The 16,768-nt window shown below is 65.9% G+C and carries 16 protein-coding genes; 7 read left to right on the top strand and 9 right to left on the bottom strand.

Translation table 11 applies throughout. The annotated features are described in order from the left end of the window. The first annotated feature begins 2 nt into the window (after nt 1-2). Genes ACOYW5_RS19380 through ACOYW5_RS19390 form a run of 3 tightly spaced genes read left to right on the top strand, consistent with a single transcriptional unit; the run spans nt 3 to nt 3,810 of the window. The gene (locus ACOYW5_RS19380) at nt 3-1,490 is read left to right on the top strand and encodes a sugar ABC transporter ATP-binding protein (RefSeq protein WP_423066523.1); all 1,488 of its coding nucleotides are present in this window, start codon (nt 3-5) and stop codon (nt 1,488-1,490) included. Beyond that, nucleotides 1,487-2,419, top strand: coding sequence for an ABC transporter permease (locus ACOYW5_RS19385; protein WP_423066524.1), 933 nt, complete (start codon nt 1,487-1,489; stop codon nt 2,417-2,419). The genes ACOYW5_RS19380 and ACOYW5_RS19385 overlap by 4 nt, the downstream gene beginning before the upstream one ends. Beyond that, complete coding sequence (locus ACOYW5_RS19390; protein WP_423066525.1) at nt 2,416-3,810, top strand: xylulokinase; 1,395 nt, start codon at nt 2,416-2,418, stop codon at nt 3,808-3,810. Before ACOYW5_RS19385 ends, ACOYW5_RS19390 begins: the two co-directional genes overlap by 4 nt. A 3-nt stretch (nt 3,811-3,813) precedes the next feature. Here ACOYW5_RS19390 and ACOYW5_RS19395 read toward each other — a convergent pair whose 3' ends face one another. From ACOYW5_RS19395 to ACOYW5_RS19410, 4 genes are all read right to left on the bottom strand, one after another. Further along, nucleotides 3,814-5,019 carry an ROK family transcriptional regulator gene (locus tag ACOYW5_RS19395; RefSeq protein WP_423066526.1) on the bottom strand — a complete coding sequence of 402 codons (1,206 nt, stop codon included), beginning with the start codon at nt 5,017-5,019 and terminating at the stop codon, nt 3,814-3,816. 249 nt (nt 5,020-5,268) lie between these two features. After that, the gene (locus ACOYW5_RS19400) at nt 5,269-6,420 is read right to left on the bottom strand and encodes a mandelate racemase/muconate lactonizing enzyme family protein (protein ID WP_423066527.1); all 1,152 of its coding nucleotides are present in this window, start codon (nt 6,418-6,420) and stop codon (nt 5,269-5,271) included. A gap of 94 nt (nt 6,421-6,514) precedes the next feature. After that, nucleotides 6,515-8,230 carry a DUF6311 domain-containing protein gene (locus ACOYW5_RS19405; protein WP_423066528.1) on the bottom strand — a complete coding sequence of 572 codons (1,716 nt, stop codon included), beginning with the start codon at nt 8,228-8,230 and terminating at the stop codon, nt 6,515-6,517. Continuing rightward, the gene (locus tag ACOYW5_RS19410) at nt 8,227-8,997 is read right to left on the bottom strand and encodes an SDR family NAD(P)-dependent oxidoreductase (RefSeq protein ID WP_423066529.1); all 771 of its coding nucleotides are present in this window, start codon (nt 8,995-8,997) and stop codon (nt 8,227-8,229) included. Before ACOYW5_RS19410 ends, ACOYW5_RS19405 begins: the two co-directional genes overlap by 4 nt. A 174-nt stretch (nt 8,998-9,171) precedes the next feature. Between ACOYW5_RS19410 and pncB the strand changes: the two genes are divergently transcribed. Further along, nucleotides 9,172-10,479, top strand: coding sequence for a nicotinate phosphoribosyltransferase (gene pncB / locus ACOYW5_RS19415; RefSeq protein ID WP_423066530.1), 1,308 nt, complete (start codon nt 9,172-9,174; stop codon nt 10,477-10,479). Nucleotides 10,480-10,494: 15 nt separating this feature from the next. Further along, nucleotides 10,495-11,256, top strand: a complete 762-nt coding sequence (locus tag ACOYW5_RS19420) for a TIM barrel protein (protein ID WP_423066531.1) — start codon at nt 10,495-10,497, stop codon at nt 11,254-11,256. Between the two features lie 76 nt (nt 11,257-11,332). On the opposite strand, the gene ACOYW5_RS19425 is transcribed toward ACOYW5_RS19420, so the two are convergent. Continuing rightward, nucleotides 11,333-12,106 carry a siderophore-interacting protein gene (locus ACOYW5_RS19425; RefSeq protein WP_423066532.1) on the bottom strand — a complete coding sequence of 258 codons (774 nt, stop codon included), beginning with the start codon at nt 12,104-12,106 and terminating at the stop codon, nt 11,333-11,335. A 202-nt stretch (nt 12,107-12,308) separates the two neighbouring features. Between ACOYW5_RS19425 and ACOYW5_RS19430 the strand changes: the two genes are divergently transcribed. Both ACOYW5_RS19430 and ACOYW5_RS19435 read left to right on the top strand, forming a co-directional pair. Beyond that, nucleotides 12,309-13,253: a VOC family protein gene (locus ACOYW5_RS19430; RefSeq protein ID WP_423066533.1), complete on the top strand. Its 945-nt coding sequence runs from the start codon at nt 12,309-12,311 to the stop codon at nt 13,251-13,253. Further along, on the top strand, nt 13,254-13,862 hold the full coding sequence (locus ACOYW5_RS19435; RefSeq protein ID WP_423066534.1) for an alpha/beta hydrolase: 609 nt from the start codon (nt 13,254-13,256) through the stop codon (nt 13,860-13,862). Between the two features lie 33 nt (nt 13,863-13,895). Here the strand turns inward: ACOYW5_RS19435 and ACOYW5_RS19440 are convergent, their stop codons facing one another. From ACOYW5_RS19440 to ACOYW5_RS19455, 4 genes are all read right to left on the bottom strand, one after another. After that, nucleotides 13,896-14,906, bottom strand: a complete 1,011-nt coding sequence (locus tag ACOYW5_RS19440; protein WP_423066535.1) for a L,D-transpeptidase family protein — start codon at nt 14,904-14,906, stop codon at nt 13,896-13,898. Nucleotides 14,907-15,026: 120 nt separating this feature from the next. After that, nucleotides 15,027-15,320: a GNAT family N-acetyltransferase gene (locus tag ACOYW5_RS19445; protein ID WP_423066536.1), complete on the bottom strand. Its 294-nt coding sequence runs from the start codon at nt 15,318-15,320 to the stop codon at nt 15,027-15,029. Between the two features lie 84 nt (nt 15,321-15,404). Next, nucleotides 15,405-15,980 (bottom strand): tetratricopeptide repeat protein, encoded by a 576-nt coding sequence (locus ACOYW5_RS19450; RefSeq protein WP_423066537.1) that lies wholly within the window; start codon nt 15,978-15,980, stop codon nt 15,405-15,407. Between the two features lie 53 nt (nt 15,981-16,033). Continuing rightward, on the bottom strand, nt 16,034-16,678 hold the full coding sequence (locus tag ACOYW5_RS19455) for a DedA family protein (protein WP_423066538.1): 645 nt from the start codon (nt 16,676-16,678) through the stop codon (nt 16,034-16,036). Nucleotides 16,679-16,768 lie beyond the last annotated feature (90 nt).

Here is a 16,768-nt window from a genome sequence, read left to right on the forward strand (position 1 = left end):
CCTTGCTGTCGCTCAGGGGGATCAGCCGGCGCTACGGCGCCACACAGGCGCTCGACGATGTGAGCCTCGCCCTCGATGAGGGCGAGGTGCTCGGGCTCGTGGGGCCGAACGGGGCCGGCAAGTCGACGCTAATCAAGATCATCGCCGGAGCCGAGCGGCCCGATGTGGGAGAGATCCGCATCGATGGGCAGGTGGTGCAGTTCCATTCGGCACACGATGCGTATGTCGCGGGCACTCGGGTGATCCACCAGGATGCGCCGCTGGTGCGGGGCTTCGATACGGTGGAGAATTGCTATCTTGGCCGCGAGTATCCGCGGCGGCGTGGGATGATCGACCGCAAGGCGATGCGGGCGCACATTGCCGAGGTGGCGCGGGATATCGCGCCCGAACTCGATCTCGATAAGCCGGTGATGTTCCTGCCGCCGGCCGAGCGGCAGTTCGTGCGGTTGCTGCGGGCAATTGCCGATCGCGGCCGCATCCTCATTCTGGACGAACCGACGGCGGCGTTGCCGGCTGAGGATGCCGAGCGGTTCTACGAGGTGCTGCGGCGCACGCGGGAACGAGGCACCTCGATCGTCCTGGTCAGCCACCGCCTCGACGAGATCGCGGATTTCTGCGGCTCGGCCGTGGTGCTGCGCGATGGGCGGATCGTCGCCTCGTTCGGGGCAGGCGAGGTGAAGCCCGAGGCGTTGATCGCGGCGATGGGCGGCAGCGCGGTGGAGCGTTCGACGCGGGCGACCGATATGAGGGCGCCGAAGGTGATCGAGCTAGCCGGGCTCACCGCTGGCGATCTCACACGGCCGGCGGGGCTCGATGTGCATGCGGGCGAGGTGATGGCGCTCTATGGGCTGGCGGGATCCGGCCGGTCGAGCCTGCTCAATGCGGTCTGGGGCGCGATCCCGTGGGCGGGGACGATGCGGATCGAGGGCGAGGCTTATGCCCCGCGCAGTCCGCGCGAGGCGATTGCCCGGGGGGTGTCGTGCGTGCCCGCGGACAGGCATCGGAGCGGGCTATTCCTCGATTTCGACCTCGTGTTCAACAAGACGCTGCCGCTGCTGTCGCACTTTCGGCGGATGGGTTGGTTGCCGGTGCCGGATCAGAAGGCAGAGCGCGACGAGTTCCTTGTCGCGGCGGAGAGGGTGTCGCTTGCCTATCGCGACCCGTCGCAGTTGGCGCGGACGCTGTCGGGCGGCAACCAGCAGAAGCTGATCTTTTCGCGCTGGGCCAACCGGCACTCGAAAGTGATGCTGCTCGACGAGCCGACCGAGGGCGTCGACGTGATGGCCAAGGCGACGATCAAGGACATCATCCGGGCGATCGCGGCGGACGGTAACGCGGTGCTGGTCTCGACATCGGATCGCGACGAGGCGCTGGAGCTGGGTGACCGGATCGCAGTGTTCCGCAATGGCGGGATCGTCAGAATTTTCTCGCGGGCGGAGGCGAGCGCCGAGGCGCTGTCGGCTGCTGCGCAATCGAGGGAGGCGGCGTGAACCGCACCAATCTCAACCGTTTCGGCACGCTGCTGGCGTTCGTTCTGCTGTGCGTCGGCTTTTCGATCGCCTCGCCGGCGGCGTTTGCCTCGCCGGCCAATGTGTTCAACCTCGTGCAGCAGATGGCGACGCTGGCGATTGTCGCGACGGCGGCGACGCTGGTGATGACGATTTCGGAGTTCGACCTCTCGGTCGGGTTTTCGGCATCGCTCGCAGCCGTGATCTGCTTCGTGCTGTTCGGGCAGGGTTTTGACGTGTGGCTGGCGGTGCCTCTGGCGCTGCTCGTGGGTATTGTCGGTGGCGCAGCGAACGGCGTTCTCGTCGCGCGGTTCGGCGTACCATCGTTCGTCGCGACGCTGGCGCTGGGGACGATTCTGTCGGGCTTTGCGTTCGGGCTCAGCGGCGGGCAGAGCCTGTTCCAATCGGTGCCGGATGCGTTCAAGGGGCTGGCCCGGGGGGATGTGCTGGGTATTCCGGTGCTCGGGTTCTGGATCCTCCTGGTGCTCGGGGTGGCGGCGTTTGTGCTGACACAAACCGAGTTCGGACGGCGGCTTCGCGCCATCGGCGGGAATGCGCAGGCGGCGCGGCTGGCGGGCCTGCCGATCGTGCGCGATGTGATCGTGACCTTCGCCATTGCCGGCGGGTTGTCGGCGCTGGCCGGGCTGCTTCTTGCGGCGCGATTGGGCAGCGTACAGCACACAATGGGCGAGCCGCTGTTGCTGCCGGCCTATGCGGCGGTGTTTATCGGCACGACGGCGTCGCCGACGGGCGCGCCGACGGTGGCGGGAACGCTGCTGGGGGTGGCGATCACCGGCGTGCTGGTCAACGGCATGACTATCGTCGGGGTCGAGCCTTTCGTGCAGAAGATCATGACGGGGGTGGTGATCCTCGTCGCGGTTTTGGTGCGGCGGGTGGGGCGGGCCAAATGAACGTGCTGGTGCTCGACTGCGGCAGCTCGGCGCTCAAGGCGACGGTGTTTGCCGGCGACGGTACAGTGTTGGCCACGACCGATGCGGGCTATCCGGCGGCGCCGGTGCACCACCGGCGGGCACCCGAGGACTGGTGGCGGGCGACGATGGAGGCCGTCCGGCGCCTGCCGCTCGATGGCATCGGCGCAATCTCGCTTACGGGGATGATGGAGAATCTCATCGCAGTCGATAGCGACGGCAAGGCGAAAGCGGATGCTGCCCTCTATTCCGACCCGGTCGGCGGTCAGGCCTTTGATGCTCTCGAGCAGCGACTCGATGCGGCAGGGGCCACAGCCATTCTCGGCAACGCGCCACGGCCGTTGATGACGGCGTTCAAGCTGCTGGCCCTCGGGTCCGGCGGCGGGCAGTGGGCACTGCCTGGTTCCAAGGACTATCTGGCGTTGCGGCTGACCGGTGTCGTCGCGACCGATGCGAGCTGTGCCAGCACGACCGGGCTGATGGATATCGGCACGCGCGACTGGGCAGAAGAGCTGGTTCTGTTGCTTGGTCTCGATGTCGGGATATTGCCGCCGATCCTGCCGGCAGAAGCGGTGCTCGGAGGGCTCACGGCGGAGGCCGCAGAAGCTCTTGGTCTGCCGCCAGGGATCCCGGTGCTAAACGGCTGCGGCGATGCGGCAGCCACCACAATCGGCAGTGGCGCCGAACGGCCGGACGAAGTCAGCATTTACCTGGGTACGAGCGGCTGGGTTGCCGGGGTGACCGGCGTGACCGAACGTGCGCCGCGGCCCTATTACAGGCTTGCTCATCCGCTTCATGGCGGGTTGATCGAGGCCGCTCCGATCTTTTCTGCGGGGGCCGCCGCACAGTGGGCGCGCGAGACGCTCGGCCTGTCGCTGGCTGAGGCCGAGCGCATCGCCGTCGCTGCGGACGCAGCGCCAGGCGGCGTACTGTTCCTGCCTTACCTCAACGGTGAGCGAACTCCATTCGTCGATCTCGAGCTGCGCGCCGGCTTCGCCAATGTGTCGGCGAGTGACGGGCAGGGGGCACTCTACTATGCGGCGCTCGAAGGCGTGGCGTTCGCCATTGCCGCCAATGTTGAGGCGATGGGTGCACGGGGGCCGGTCTATCTGGTCGGCGGCGGGGCGAAGAGTGCGATCTGGCCGCAGATCTTTGCCGATGTGCTGGGGCGAACAGTGACGGTGCCCGAGCATCCGGTGCTGGCGGCGAGCCTCGGCGCGTATCGCATCGCGGCGAAGGCGCTTGGGCTCGGTGTGGGTGCGGCGGCAGCGGGGCGCGTCTATGAACCGCGGCCGGGGCGGGCCGGGCGGATCGCACGGCAGGCGGCGGCGTTCGCCAAGGCGACCGGTATGCTGCGCGAGCTGGCGCGGTAAGGCTTAGCCCTCCTCGGCGGCCAGCATGTCGCTCAGGTCGCGCGAGAAGTGCTTGCGGAACATAGTGAGTTGGGCGGCGCCCAGCGGGGCGGCGCGGTTGCCGAGCTTGCCGGCAACGAGGCGCGGCAGCTTGACGCCGACGCGGGCAAGGGTCGCGAGGCTCAGTTCGGTGGCGGCGACGAGGCGGTCGACGATCTCGGCGGGAGCGGCGCTGTCGATGATGGCCTGGTCGAGCTCGACCACCGCGGCAGTGTTGTAGATGATCTCGGCCATTGCCGAGCCGGCTTCATCGAGCCAGGGAGCAACGTACCGCTCCCACTCGGCCCAGGGCCACTCGGTCGGGCTACCGACCGGCAGCGTGATGCCGGCCGTGGCGAGCCGGTTGCCGAGCGCGACGGTGGAGGCGAGATCGTGGCCGAGCGCGCGGCGGCCATCATGGCCGTTTACCAGCATCGAACCGAGATTGGCGGAATTGCCGGTGGGGCCTTCGCGCAGGGTGTGTTCGGCGGTGATACCGGCGCCGAGAAAGGTCGAGACGAAGAGGTGCACGAGGTTGGACGGCCGCGGCGGTGGCGAAAACACCATCTCGGCGAAGCAGGCGCAGTTGCCGTCGTTGAGCCAGGTGGTGGGGAGGCCGGTTGCGGCCTCGAGGGCGGTGGCAAGATCGAGATCTGTCCATGCGGCAACCTGTTCGGCCGGTGCGCCGACCAGTGTAACAAGCTCGCCGAAGTGGCTCGGTGTGGCAAGGCCGATGCCGGCGATGCGGGCCTGGGCCTTGGCATCGAGGGCGGCGACGAGACCCGCGATGGTCCGGGCGGCTTCGTCGACGATCGTCGTCGCATCGGGATAAGCATAGTCGCGGCGATACCGTCCGATCTCCTGGCTGCCGACATTGACCAGCATGATGTCGATGTGCCGCCAGGAAATTTCGCAGCCGATGCTGTAGGCGCCGTTGTAATCGAGAAACAGCGGCGTGGCCGGCTGGCCGCGGCGACCGCGCAGCACTTCGCCGCGCGTTACCAGCCCATCGTCCTCGAGTTCGGTGACGATGGCCGAGGCCGTCTGCGGCGCCAGGCCGGTGCGCCGGGAGAGATCGGCGTTGGACAAGCCCTGGTTGAAGGCAATGGCAGTCAGCACCGCGCGACGGTTGGCGGCGCGCAAACTTGCATGCTGCACGCCCCGCTCAGCCGGCTCGAAGAAATCCGCCAACGCTCTCGCCCCTTCACCTGGACGGACGCAAGCAACGCCGATTCCCAGCAAATTGGGCTCGAGCGTGATTCCTGCGTCCGCCGGTAATAGATGGCGACTAAAGTCCGTGGTCAACCCGGTAGAGCATGCGACCGTTTGGCTGAAACGCTCGCATGCACCGGTCTCTGAGTTGTCGCACTTTCGAACCGGAAAAGTCTGCAATCGCTGCCTTCGCGAGGACAGGCCTTTTCCCGAAAGCGCTCCAGCCTGCTACCAGTTAGTCACTGAGCCATCGCGCCGATGGAGCATGGGAGCCTGCCAGTACTTGAAGCTCTGCTGCTTGATGAGCTCTTCGTTGACCTCGACACCGAGGCCGGGTGCATCGCTGACCGGATAGTGGGCGCCCTCGAGCCGGGGCTGGACGGGGAAGAACTCCGAATTGTCGAAGCCGAGGTGCGTTTCGGCCGGACTTGAGCGGGTTTCCAGCCAGGAGAAATTGGGGACTGCGGCGGCGAAATGCACGGTGGCGGCCGTGCAGACGGGACCGAGCGGGTTGTGGGGCATCATGTCGACGTAATGCGCCTCGGACCAGCCGGCGACCTTCATGGATTCGGTCAGGCCGCCGACATTGCAGACGTCGACGCGGTTGAACTGATGGATGCCGCGTTCGATGTAGGGCAGGAACTGCCACTTCGATGCGAACTCCTCGCCGATGGCGAAGGGGATGTCGGTGAGGGTGCGGAGCGACTCGTAGGCTTCCGGCGTCTCGTCGCGAATGGGCTCCTCGAGGAAATCGAGGGTCCCCGACGGCATCTTCTGGCAGAAGCTCGCTGCTTCGCCGACCGAGAGGCGATGGTGATAGTCGATACCGAGGACGACGTCCTCGCCGAGCTCTTCACGCGCCTTGACCATCCACTTGGCGGTCTTGCCGATGTGCTCGCGGGGCTCGAAGATCTGCTCACTGTGGCCGGAGGGAGAGAGGCGCATGGCGGTCCAGCCGTGCGCGATCAGCATCCTGGCTTGCTCGATCATTTCGGGGCCGGGCTCGCCGGAGGTGGTGGCGAAGGTCGGGATCTTGTCGCGCACCTTGCCGCCGAGCAGCTGGTAGACGGGCACTCCCAGGGCTTTGCCCTTGATGTCGTGGAGGGCGATGTCGATGGCGGAGATTGCCGCCTGCAGCACGCGGCCACCTTCGAAATACTGGCTGCGATAGAGCAGCTGCCAGATGTGGCCGATCTTGAACGGATCCATGCCGACGAGGAACTCGGTGTAGTGCTCGATGGCACCGACGACGGCCTTCTCGCGGCCCGACAGGCCGCTCTCGCCCCAGCCGAAGACGCCCTCGTCGGTCTCGATCTTGACGAGCAGCTGGTTCCGGATGCCGACCCAGACGGCATACGGCTTGATGGCAGTGATCTTCACAATTGTCTCCCTCGAGCGCGGTTCCCTCCTCGCGCATTGGTGGAAAGGGGCACCGAATGGAATGGTGGAGTCAATGCGACGAGGGGATAGGCCCTCAGTACCGCACGTCGACGAAGGGGGAGAGGTGGATGCCGGCGGCTTCTAGGATGGGGCGGCCGCCAGGGGCGAAGAGGACGAGGCCATCGATGGGGGCGAGGATATCGTCGGGGCCCATGACTCTGAGGACGCGGGCGGCGAACTTGCTGGTGAGGCCGTAAATGGCGCCCTTGTCGAAGCTGCCCGTCTCGAGCGCCTGCTCGGCCGTGGCCTTGGCATCGGCCAGGGCGAACTTGTCGACGCGGCCGAGATAGATCGCGTCGGTCGGGAGCTTGTTCGTGACTGCGAAGTAGCTGAGCTCGCGCCAGTGCGGGCCCTCGTTCATCACCGGCAGGGCACGAACGCGCTGATAGTGCGGGGCGAGCGCGGCCCAGGCCGGCGATGTCAGGAGCGTGCGCCACTCGGTGCCGGTACGTTCCGGGCTGATATAGAGGGCGCGGGGGCCCTTCTGGATATCGGCGAGCTGCAGGCCCAGCGCGAGGCAGGCGATGGTAAGCGCGACGACCGGGCGGGTCTGGCGCGCGACGAGCACCAGCACGCCGAAGATGATCAGGTAGCCGAGCGGCCAGAACATCCGGCCGGAGCTGCGGAAGATGGTGAAGAACTTTTCGAGCGCTTCGGGCAGCGGGATGGTGAAAAGCTCGTAGGTGCCTAGGGCGACGCGGTTGGAGAGGGCGAACACCGCCATGCCGACCACGGCGAGGACGAGCGGGAGCCAGCGCCGGCCGAAGATGCCCTTGAGGTTGCGAGGCTTCAGCGACACGAGCGCGACGGCGATGAGCACGAAAATGCCCAGCCCCATGTAGTTGACGCCTTCCCACTCAAAGCCGTTCACCTTCACGCCGGGAACGATGAGCTGGAAGAAGGCCGGGTTGAACGGCCCCATCAGGTTCATGCGGAACTGGCCGAAGCCGAGGCTCTCGACCGAGCTGACCATGAAGATGCCGGCGGCCCAGAGGACGGTGGCGATGCCGAGGCCAGTGAGGGCGAGTTCGGCGAGAAGGGGTGCCACGCGATATTGCCGCTGCCACAGGCGCGACAGAAGCGAGGCGGCCCAGATGGCGAAGACCATGACCAGCAGGTAGCCGTGGATGGCTGACACCGTCGCCAGCATCAGCGGCCAGGCCCAGAAAGGGTTGGGCCGGCGGAGATAGAGCCAGATGGCGGCGAGGATGGTCCAGTGGCCGGCGAGCGCCATGTGCACGTCGAGCCGCATCAGGAAGGCGGGCTGGAAGACGCAGAAGATGGCGGCGATCAGTGCGATCGGGCGGCTGAGTTTCAGCTCATGCGCTATGAGCGCGGCGAACAGCGCCTGGAGGACGAAGCAGAGCAGTTCCCAATAGCCCCAGTACTGGAAGCGCTCGGGCAGCCATTGGGCAAAGAGTTTGAACGGGAAGGCGAAGAGCGGCAGCGAATCCGATAGGCCGACGCTGTTGGCGAGCTCGAGGCCGTTGAGCGGGCTCGAGCCGGGCGGCCAGCCCCACGGAGCCATGGCGAACCACCACCAGCCGAGCGTGTGCATGGCGCGGTCGCGCTCGTCGAGCCAGAGTATATTGGTGGGGTCGAGCGGGGCGAAGCCTCGGACGATGACGAAGGCGATGAGCCCAATGAGTATGGCGGGGACGATGGCCGGCGTTTCGGCAACGGCGGTGGCCGGCGCGATCGGCTTGACCCGGGCGGGCCGTTGCTGCTCAGCAGTCCCCGTTACGCTCATTCGGTCTTCGGCGATCCACCCAATCTGGCGCGCATGCCGCCATCGACCTTCATTACCTCGCCGGTGATGAAGGAAGCGTTGTCCGAGGCGAGGAAGACCACGACGCTGGCGATCTCGCGCGGCTCGGCGCTGCGGCCGAGCGGGTGCATGGCGTTGATCTCGGCCCACACTGCCTCGGGGTTTTCGGCTGCGGCGACCGAGGTGCGGAGCATGGGGGTATCGACCGAGCCGGGGGCGATGCCGTTCACGCGCACGCCGTAGGGCGCGTAGTCGACGGCCATGGAGCGGACGAGGCCGATGAGGCCGTGCTTGGAAACGGAGTAGGCGGTAACGCCGGCCTGCGAGGCCATGCCCTGCACCGACGAGATATGCACCATGTTGCCGCGGGACGCCTTAAGCAGGCCGATCGTCGCCTTGGAAATGAAGAAGGCGCCCTTGAGGTTCACATCGAGGGTCCGATTCCACAGAGCCTCGTCGGTGGTCTCGAGGTTGCCGTAGGTCTGGATGCCGGCATTGTGGCTGAGGACGTCGAGGCCGCCGAAGGCCGATTGCGCGAGTGCCGCGGCGCGGGTGCAGTCGTCGAGGCTGGCGACGGAGCCGGGGCTCAGTTCGATCGCCGCGGCCTTGGACTTGAGCGTGGCGGCCGCGTCATCGAGGCCGGCGGCGTCGACATCCATCAGGACGAGCCTGGCACCCTCGGCGGCAAAGGCTTCGGCGACGGCGCGGCCAATGCCTTTGGCGGCGCCGGTGACGAGTACGCGTTGCATGTGGTCCTCCCCTTTTTCGGCGGATATGAGCACCCCGGCGGGGGAGGTGGGAAGGGAGACGTTGGGCACAGGCCGGCCACTGCGCGCTACGCTCCATCGTCATTTGCCGATGGATGCCTCTTCCCTTTTGTGACGGTTCCGCCTAGAGGAGTCCGGCGGGTTAAGGGAAGCGCGATGCCGACGACCGATATTGCACGGCGGGTGTACAACCATACGTGGAAGCTCGACCCGATCGTAAGGTCGCTGCTCGACACCGATTTCTACAAGCTGTTGATGTTGCAGATGATCTGGGGGCTGTACCCCAAGGTCGACGCCACCTTCTCACTGATCAACCGCAAGACTTCGGTGCGGCTGGCGGACGAGATCGACGAGGGTGAACTGCGGGCGCAACTCGACCATGCACGAACGCTGAAATTCTCCAAGAAGGAGATGATCTGGCTGGCGGGTAACAGCTTTTACGGCTCGCGACAGATATTTTCGCCCGAGTTCCTGCGCTGGCTCGAGGGTTACAGCCTCCCCGAATATCAACTCGAAAAGCGCGACGGGCAGTACCTGCTGGAGTTTCCCGGCAAGTGGATCGACACCACGATGTGGGAGATCCCGGCGCTGGCGATCATCAACGAACTGCGCAGCCGGTCGGCCCTCAAGGAATATGGGCCGTTCACGCTCGATGTCACTTATGCGCGGGCCAAGGCGAGGATGTGGGAGAAGGTCGAGCGGCTGAAGATGCTGCCGGACCTGCGCATCTCGGATTTCGGTACGCGGCGGCGGCACTCGTTCCTGTGGCAGCGCTGGTGCGTCGAAGCGCTGAAGGAAGGGCTGGGGCCTGAGGTGTTCACCGGCACCTCGAACGTGCTGCTGGCCATGGACAACGACCTCGAGGCGCTCGGTACCAATGCGCATGAGCTGCCGATGGTGCTGGCGGCGATCGCGCCCAACGAGCGGGCGGTGCGGGAAGCCCCCTACCAGGTGCTGCAGGATTGGGAGAGCTATTACGGCGGGAACCTGCTCATCGTCTTGCCCGATGCGTTCGGCACCGATGCGTTCCTGCGTGATGCGCCCGACTGGGTGGCCGACTGGAAGGGCTTCAGGCCCGACAGCGCGCCGGCAATCCCGGGTGGCGAGCGGATCATCGAGTGGTGGAAGGCGCACGGGCGCGATCCGCGCGACAAACTGCTGATCTTCTCGGACGGGCTCGACGTCGACATGATCGAAGAGGCGTACCACCACTTCCACGGGCGGGTGCGGATGAGCTTCGGCTGGGGCACCAACCTTACCAACGATTTCGCCGGGAGCTCACCGCATCCGAACCCGCAGCTCGAGCCGATCTCGCTGGTCTGCAAGGTCAGCGAGGCGGATGGGCGCCCGGCGGTCAAGCTCTCGGACAATCCGGAGAAAGCGACCGGGGATGCCGCCGAGATCCGGCGCTATATCAAGATTTTCGGCGACAAGGGCCGGGTGTCGCACAAGGTTACCGTCTAAAGGGTATCAGGTCTTATGCGCTATTCCGCCTGCATCGAGTGGTTGTTCGCCACCGAAGAACCCGACGTCGCCAATCGCATCCGCGCTGCCAAGGCAGCGGGGCTGGAGGCGGTCGAGTTCTGGCGCTTTTCCAACAAGGACCAGGCGGCGGTGCGGCAGGCGCTCGACGAGACCGGGCTGACGCTGGCCGGGATCCTCTGCGAGCCGATTGCGCCGCTGACCAATCCGGATGTGCACGAGCGGTTCCTGGAGGGCGTTCGGACCTCGCTCGCCGCGGCGCAGGCGCTGGGCACCAAGGTGATGATCGCGCAGGCGGGGGATTTCCTGCCGGGCGTGGCGCGTTCGGCGCAGCATGCGGCGATCGTCAAGGTGCTGGGCGAGGCGGCGAAGATTCTCGAGGGGACCGGGGTGATCCTGGCGCTCGAGCCGCTCAATGACCGCGTCGACCATCCGGGCTACTACCTGACCTCGACCGAGGAAGGGCTCGATATCGTCGACGAGGTGGCGCGGCCGGAAATCCGGCTGCTGTACGATATCTACCATGCGGCCGTGATGGGCGAGGAGATCGAGGTGCTGGATGGCCGGCTGGACCGGGTGATTCACGTGCATCTCGCCGATACGCCGGGTCGCGGCGAGCCGGGCAGCGGGCGGCTGGACTATGTCGACCGGCTGGACTGGCTGGAAAAGCAGGGGTATGTCGGGCTGATCGGGCTCGAATATAAGCCGGGCGCGGCAACGGTGGAGACGCTGCGGTTTCGGGAGACGGTTGGGGCCTAGCCCGGCGCATGCGGCGAGATCGCTGGGTCCCCGGGCTTGACCCAGGGACCCATGCGGCAGGCGCGGAACGATCGGTTCAGTCCCCAGCTTCACCCTTCACCCAGTAGCCGGGTGCGCGGATGTATTCGGGGTTGAGGCCGCGATCGATGAGGTGGGCTTTGAGCGCCTTGCTCATTTCGGCTTCGCCGGCCACGAAGGCATAGCCTTCGCCCTGGGGCAGTTCGAGGCCAGCGACCTTGGGGAGCAGCATGTTCTGCGCCCCGGCTTCCAACTCGTTGCGGTGGACCCAGTAGATTTCGACAGGAGCCCTGGTCTCGAAATGCTGCTCGTCCGCGGCCTCGGGAACCTCAATCACCGCGATCGCCGGCTTGCCCTCCGGCAGTTCCTCGATGCGGCGGCCGATGGCGGGGAGGGCGGTTTCGTCGCCGACCAGCAGGTACCAGTCGAAGGCATCGGGGACGATGAGGGAACCACGGGGGCCGCCGATCACGAGCGGGTCGGCGATCTTGGCATTGGCTGCCCAGGTCGAGGCCGGGCCATCGCCGTGGAGGACGAAATCGAGATCGAGCGTCAGAGCGACGGGATCGAAATAGCGCGGGGTGTAGTCGCGCATGAACGGGCGCGCCGTGCCCTCGGGCCGGCGCTCGGGGCGCGGCAGCGGCTTGCCATCGGAGGACAGGAAGACCTTGATGTGGTCGGCGTGCCCGGGGGACTGGAAGCCCTCGAGGTCGGGGCCGCTCAGCCGGATGCGGCGCATGTGCGGGGTGATGTCGGTGATGGACGCGACGGTAAGCAGGCGCGTGCGGGTTTCGAGGCGAACGCGCTCGATGGTTCTATTTATGACTTCCATGTTCAAGTTTTAGCGTCGGGTACGCGGGGTGGTCAAGTGAACTCGCGGCAAGAGGCGATTGTTCTCTCATGACGAACGATCCCTTGCGCGGGCGGTGCGCTATTCGTGCTGGAGCGGCTCGCCTATCTCTAGTGCCGAAGCGACCGGCATGGGCCGGTACCGAGACAAAGGCCGGTAGGGACGCCGGCATATGGAGGCAGCAATGCTTACTCAGATCAAGGGATTGCACCACGTCACTTCGATGGCGCGCGATGCAGCCGAGAACAACCACTTTTTCACCAAGACCCTCGGCCTGCGCCGGGTCAAGCAGACCGTCAATTTCGACGCGCCGGACGTCTATCACCTCTATTACGGTGACGAGGTCGGCACGCCCGGCACGGTGATGACGCATTTCCCGTTCCCGCATATTGCCCGGGGCCGTCCCGGCACGGGCGAAGTCGGGCGCACGGTATTCTCCGTGCCCAATGGCTCGCTCGGCTACTGGCAGGAGCGGCTGGCGGCCGATCGTACCGGCGACGTCGAACTGGTCGAGAGTTTTGGCAACAAGCAGCTCAACTTCCGGGCTTCGGAAGGCGATGCGATGGCGCTGGTCGAAGCGGCCAATGACAAGCGCGTGCCGTGGACCGGCAACGGTGTTGATGCCGAGCATGCGATCCGAGGCTTCGACTCGGTGTCGCTGCGGTTGCGTGACGGCGGGGCGACCGAGGAGCTGTTGAAGTTCATGGGCTACGAGAATGCCGAGACCCGTGATGGGGTGAAGCGGCTGGTCCGGCCCGGCGGCAATGGCGCCGACTTCATTGACCTCGAGGTTTTGCCCGATGCCGGTTATGCCGGGCTCGGTGCCGGTTCGGTGCATCACGTGGCGTTCGCGGTCGAGAACCGCGCGGCTCAGCTCGAGGTGCGGAAGGCCCTGCTCGATACGGGCTACCAGGTGACGCCGGTGATCGACCGGGATTACTTCTGGGCGATCTACTTCCGCACTCCCGGTGGCGTGCTGTTCGAGATCGCGACCAACGAGCCCGGCTTCGATCGGGACGAGGACACGGCGCATCTGGGCGAGAGCCTGAAGCTGCCCCGCCAGCACGAGCATCTGCGGAGTGCGCTCGAAGAGCATCTGCAGCCGCTCGAGGAAAAGGAGGCCGCGTAAATGGCCGAGGTTATCGACAGCTACGACTTCATCGACATTCCCGGCGCGTCACCCGACGCGCCGGCCTTCTTCCTGTTCCACGGCACGGGGGGCGACGAGCATCAGTTCACCGACCTCGCGGCCGAGCTGAAGCCCGGTGCGCGCCGGATCGGCGTGCGGGGCGACGTGTCGGAAGGCGGGGCGCTGCGCTACTTCAAGCGCGTCGGCGAAGGCCGTTACGATATGGCGGACCTGGCGCGGGCGACGAAGAAGCTCGCTGGCTTCGTTGCTGCGAAGCGCGGGGATGCCGGGCAGAGCCTTGGGCTCGGCTATTCGAACGGGGCGAACATCCTGGCCTCGGTGCTGTTCGAGTCGCCCGAGCAGTTCGACGCGGCAGTGCTGATGCATCCGCTGATCCCGTTCACGCCCAAGCCGCAGCCGGGGCTGAAGGGCAAGCGTGTGCTGATCACGGCCGGCCGGCGGGATCCGATCGCGCCAGTACATTCGGCGGAACTGCTCGCGGCTTATTTCAAGGAGCAGAGCGCCGAGACGACGGTGTTCTGGCACGAAGGCGGGCACGAGATCCGGCGGGAAGAGCTGCTGGCAGTACGGGACTGGCTGAACGCATAGGAATTGGGGCGCCGCTGGCGCCCCAATTCTTTTCTAGCCGACGAAATCCACCGGCACGCCGGGCTTCACCATTTTGGCCAGTTCGTTTGCGTCCCAGTTGGTGAGGCGGACGCAGCCGTGGGAGCCGGTCTTGTCGATCTTGGATGGTTCGGGCGTGCCGTGGATACCGAAGGTGGGTTCGCTGAGGTCGATCCACATCGAACCGACGGGGCCGTTGGGGCCGGGCGGAATCGTGAGCACCGAGGTGTTGTCGCCCTGCTGGAAGTTGACCTTGGGATTGTAGGTGTAGGTCGGCATCGGCGCGACGCCCTCCACTATGTGGGAGCCTGAGGGCGACGGATTGTCCTCGGAGCCGATAGTGGCGGGGTAGGCGACGAGCAGCGTTCCGGCCGCGTCGTAGGCTCGGACCTGCCGCAGGGATTTGTCGGCTTCGATGCGGGCGACTTCGCCGGTGCGATCCGGGCCGTAGGCGGCGACGTAGACATGGTCACCAGCAGCGAAGCCGGCGCCGGGGTTGATGGCAGCGAGCAGATCGGGGGTCATGTGGAAGCGCTCCCCCAGCTCTTCGCCCAGTGAGGTGTAGCCGAGGAAGTCGCGGGTCGCCATTTCGGCATAGTCGGTGGGGATATCGGGACCGATGGCGTCGACGTCATCTTGGGTAACCTGATACTCGCCGATGACGGGGTCACCGGTTTCGAGGGCGGCGATGATATCGGGATCGAGCACGCCGTCGGTCGGCACGCCCAGCATAAGTTCGAAGGCGACGACCGCCTTCCTGACATTGTCGCCATCAAAGCCGTCGATCACGCCGGGTGAGGCACCGGCGCGATCGAGCAGCACCTGCAGTCGGACAACGGCAGGATCGGGTTGGCGTTCGGCGACGTCATCGTCGGTCGTCGCGACGTATTGCGCCGGGATGGTCGCGAGATCAGCGGCGTTGATCGCATCCACGGTGAGCGGCGGCGCGGTGGCGGGCGCAACCTCCTGCGCCGCGACCGGGGCGGCAGCGAGGAAGGCGACAAAGGCGAGGGCGCTTCTGCGCATGGATTCCGGTTCCTTTCGGCTCCGGGAATCAAGCGCGCTCAAGGCCGCATGGTTGCGTCACAGCATCGTGCGGCCACGCAACATGGTTAGTATTTGACTAAATTCCGCTCCGGTTCGGCCTCAGGCCCGCAGGTCGGCCCATTCCGGGTGACGGCGGAACTGGGCGACGACGTAGGAGCAGACGGGGACGATCTTGCCGCCGGTCGAGCGGGCGTGCTCCATCGCCGTCTTCACCAGCTGCTCGGCAATGCCGTGGCCGCGATATTGCGGCGGCACGCCGGTGTGATCGGCGATGATGGTCGTGGGGTCCTGGCGCGAATAGGTCATCTCGGCTTCCGAGCCATCCGGGAGATAGATCACGTAGCGGCCACGGTTGCCGTTCTCTTCGTGCTTGACGGTAAACTGCTCGGACATGGAAAGCCTTTCGGATCGATTTTTCGCGTCCACAACCCTGATATGGGATCGTGGGTTGCCTGCCCATAGGGCGGTGGACGCACGTCAGACATGCGTCATGGGCCGCGCGAGTTCGGGGAAAAGCTGGGCTTCGTTGAGGAAGGGGTGAATGGCAAGGGCCGCCGCCATGTCCTTGAGCGCCAGGGCTCGCTGGCCGAGCTGCAGGTACATGAGGGCGCGGCCGGACAGAGCGCCGAAATGGCGCGGCTCGAGTTCGAGCACCTTGGCGCAATCGGCGATGGAGCGGTCGAAATCGCCCATCACGTAGTAGAGCGTGGCGCGCTGGTTCCAGCCCTCGGCATAATCGGGAAAATCGATGACGAGCTTGTCGAGCAGAGCGAGGGCCGTCGGGACCTTGCCGATACTGCGGGCGATGAGGATTTCGCGCATGCGGCTGGCGAGATCGGGATCGGCGGGGGTGGTCCAGAAGGCCCAGATCTGGTTGTCGATTGCCTGTGCCGATGCGGCATCGGGGGCGTCGCGGAGCTGGCTGAAAAGGGCGTCGAGCGCGGCGGCGCGTTCGGTGGCTTCATCGGCCATTGCCGGCGCAAAGGCAGTGAGCGACGTCGGTACGGTGGCGAGGAGAGACGCGACCAGAATGGCTCGAACCAGGGTGCGCATGCCCTGGATATTCCGCCTCGATCGGGCGCGGTGCAAGTCAGCAGTTCGTGCAATCAGTGCGTGGCGCCGGAGCGCAGCAGGCGGTGCCAGTTGTGGGCGATGAGCAGCAGGACGACGATCACTGCCGCGCCGATGAGGATGACCCATTCGAGGCTGAGGCCCATTGAGCGGAGCCAGGCCGAGAGCAGCATGCCGGGAAGGATATGGGCGGCGGCCCAGACGAAGGCGGAGGTGACGTTGATGATCGAGAAGCGCCGATAATCCATGCCGAACATCCCGGCGATGCCCGGGACCACGGCTTTCACCCCGGGGATGAAGCGGCCGATGAAGACGGATTTGCCGCCATGGCGGGCGAAGAAGGCTTCGCCCCGATCGATGAGGTGGAGGTAGTTGCGGAAGGGCCAGACCGTCTTGATGCTGTCCTTGAGCCAGTAGCCGACCGTGTAGGAAATCGCGTCGCCGACGACGGCGCCCAACACCGCGACGAGGTAGATCTCCCAGAAGGGCAGCCGGCCATCGGCGATCAGCCCGCCGGCGAGCAGCAGCACCGGCGTCGAGGGGATGAAGAGGCCGAGGATGAATACGGCCTCGGTTGCGGCGATCAGGAAGATGAAGAGAAGGGCGAGCCAGATATTGCCCGAGAGCTGCTCGAGCAGCATCTCGAGCCAGCCGGTCAGCGCGGTGAAGATTTCAAGCATCGCTGCGAGGTTAGCGCAGCGATGTGAGAACTACGTGACGGTTCGCCGTCTTGGTGGTCGCGCTTCCGAACCGGAAAAGTCTGCAACTTT

This window comes from Devosia sp. CN2-171 (assembly GCF_049354815.1).
Lineage (GTDB): Bacteria > Pseudomonadota > Alphaproteobacteria > Rhizobiales > Devosiaceae > Devosia_A.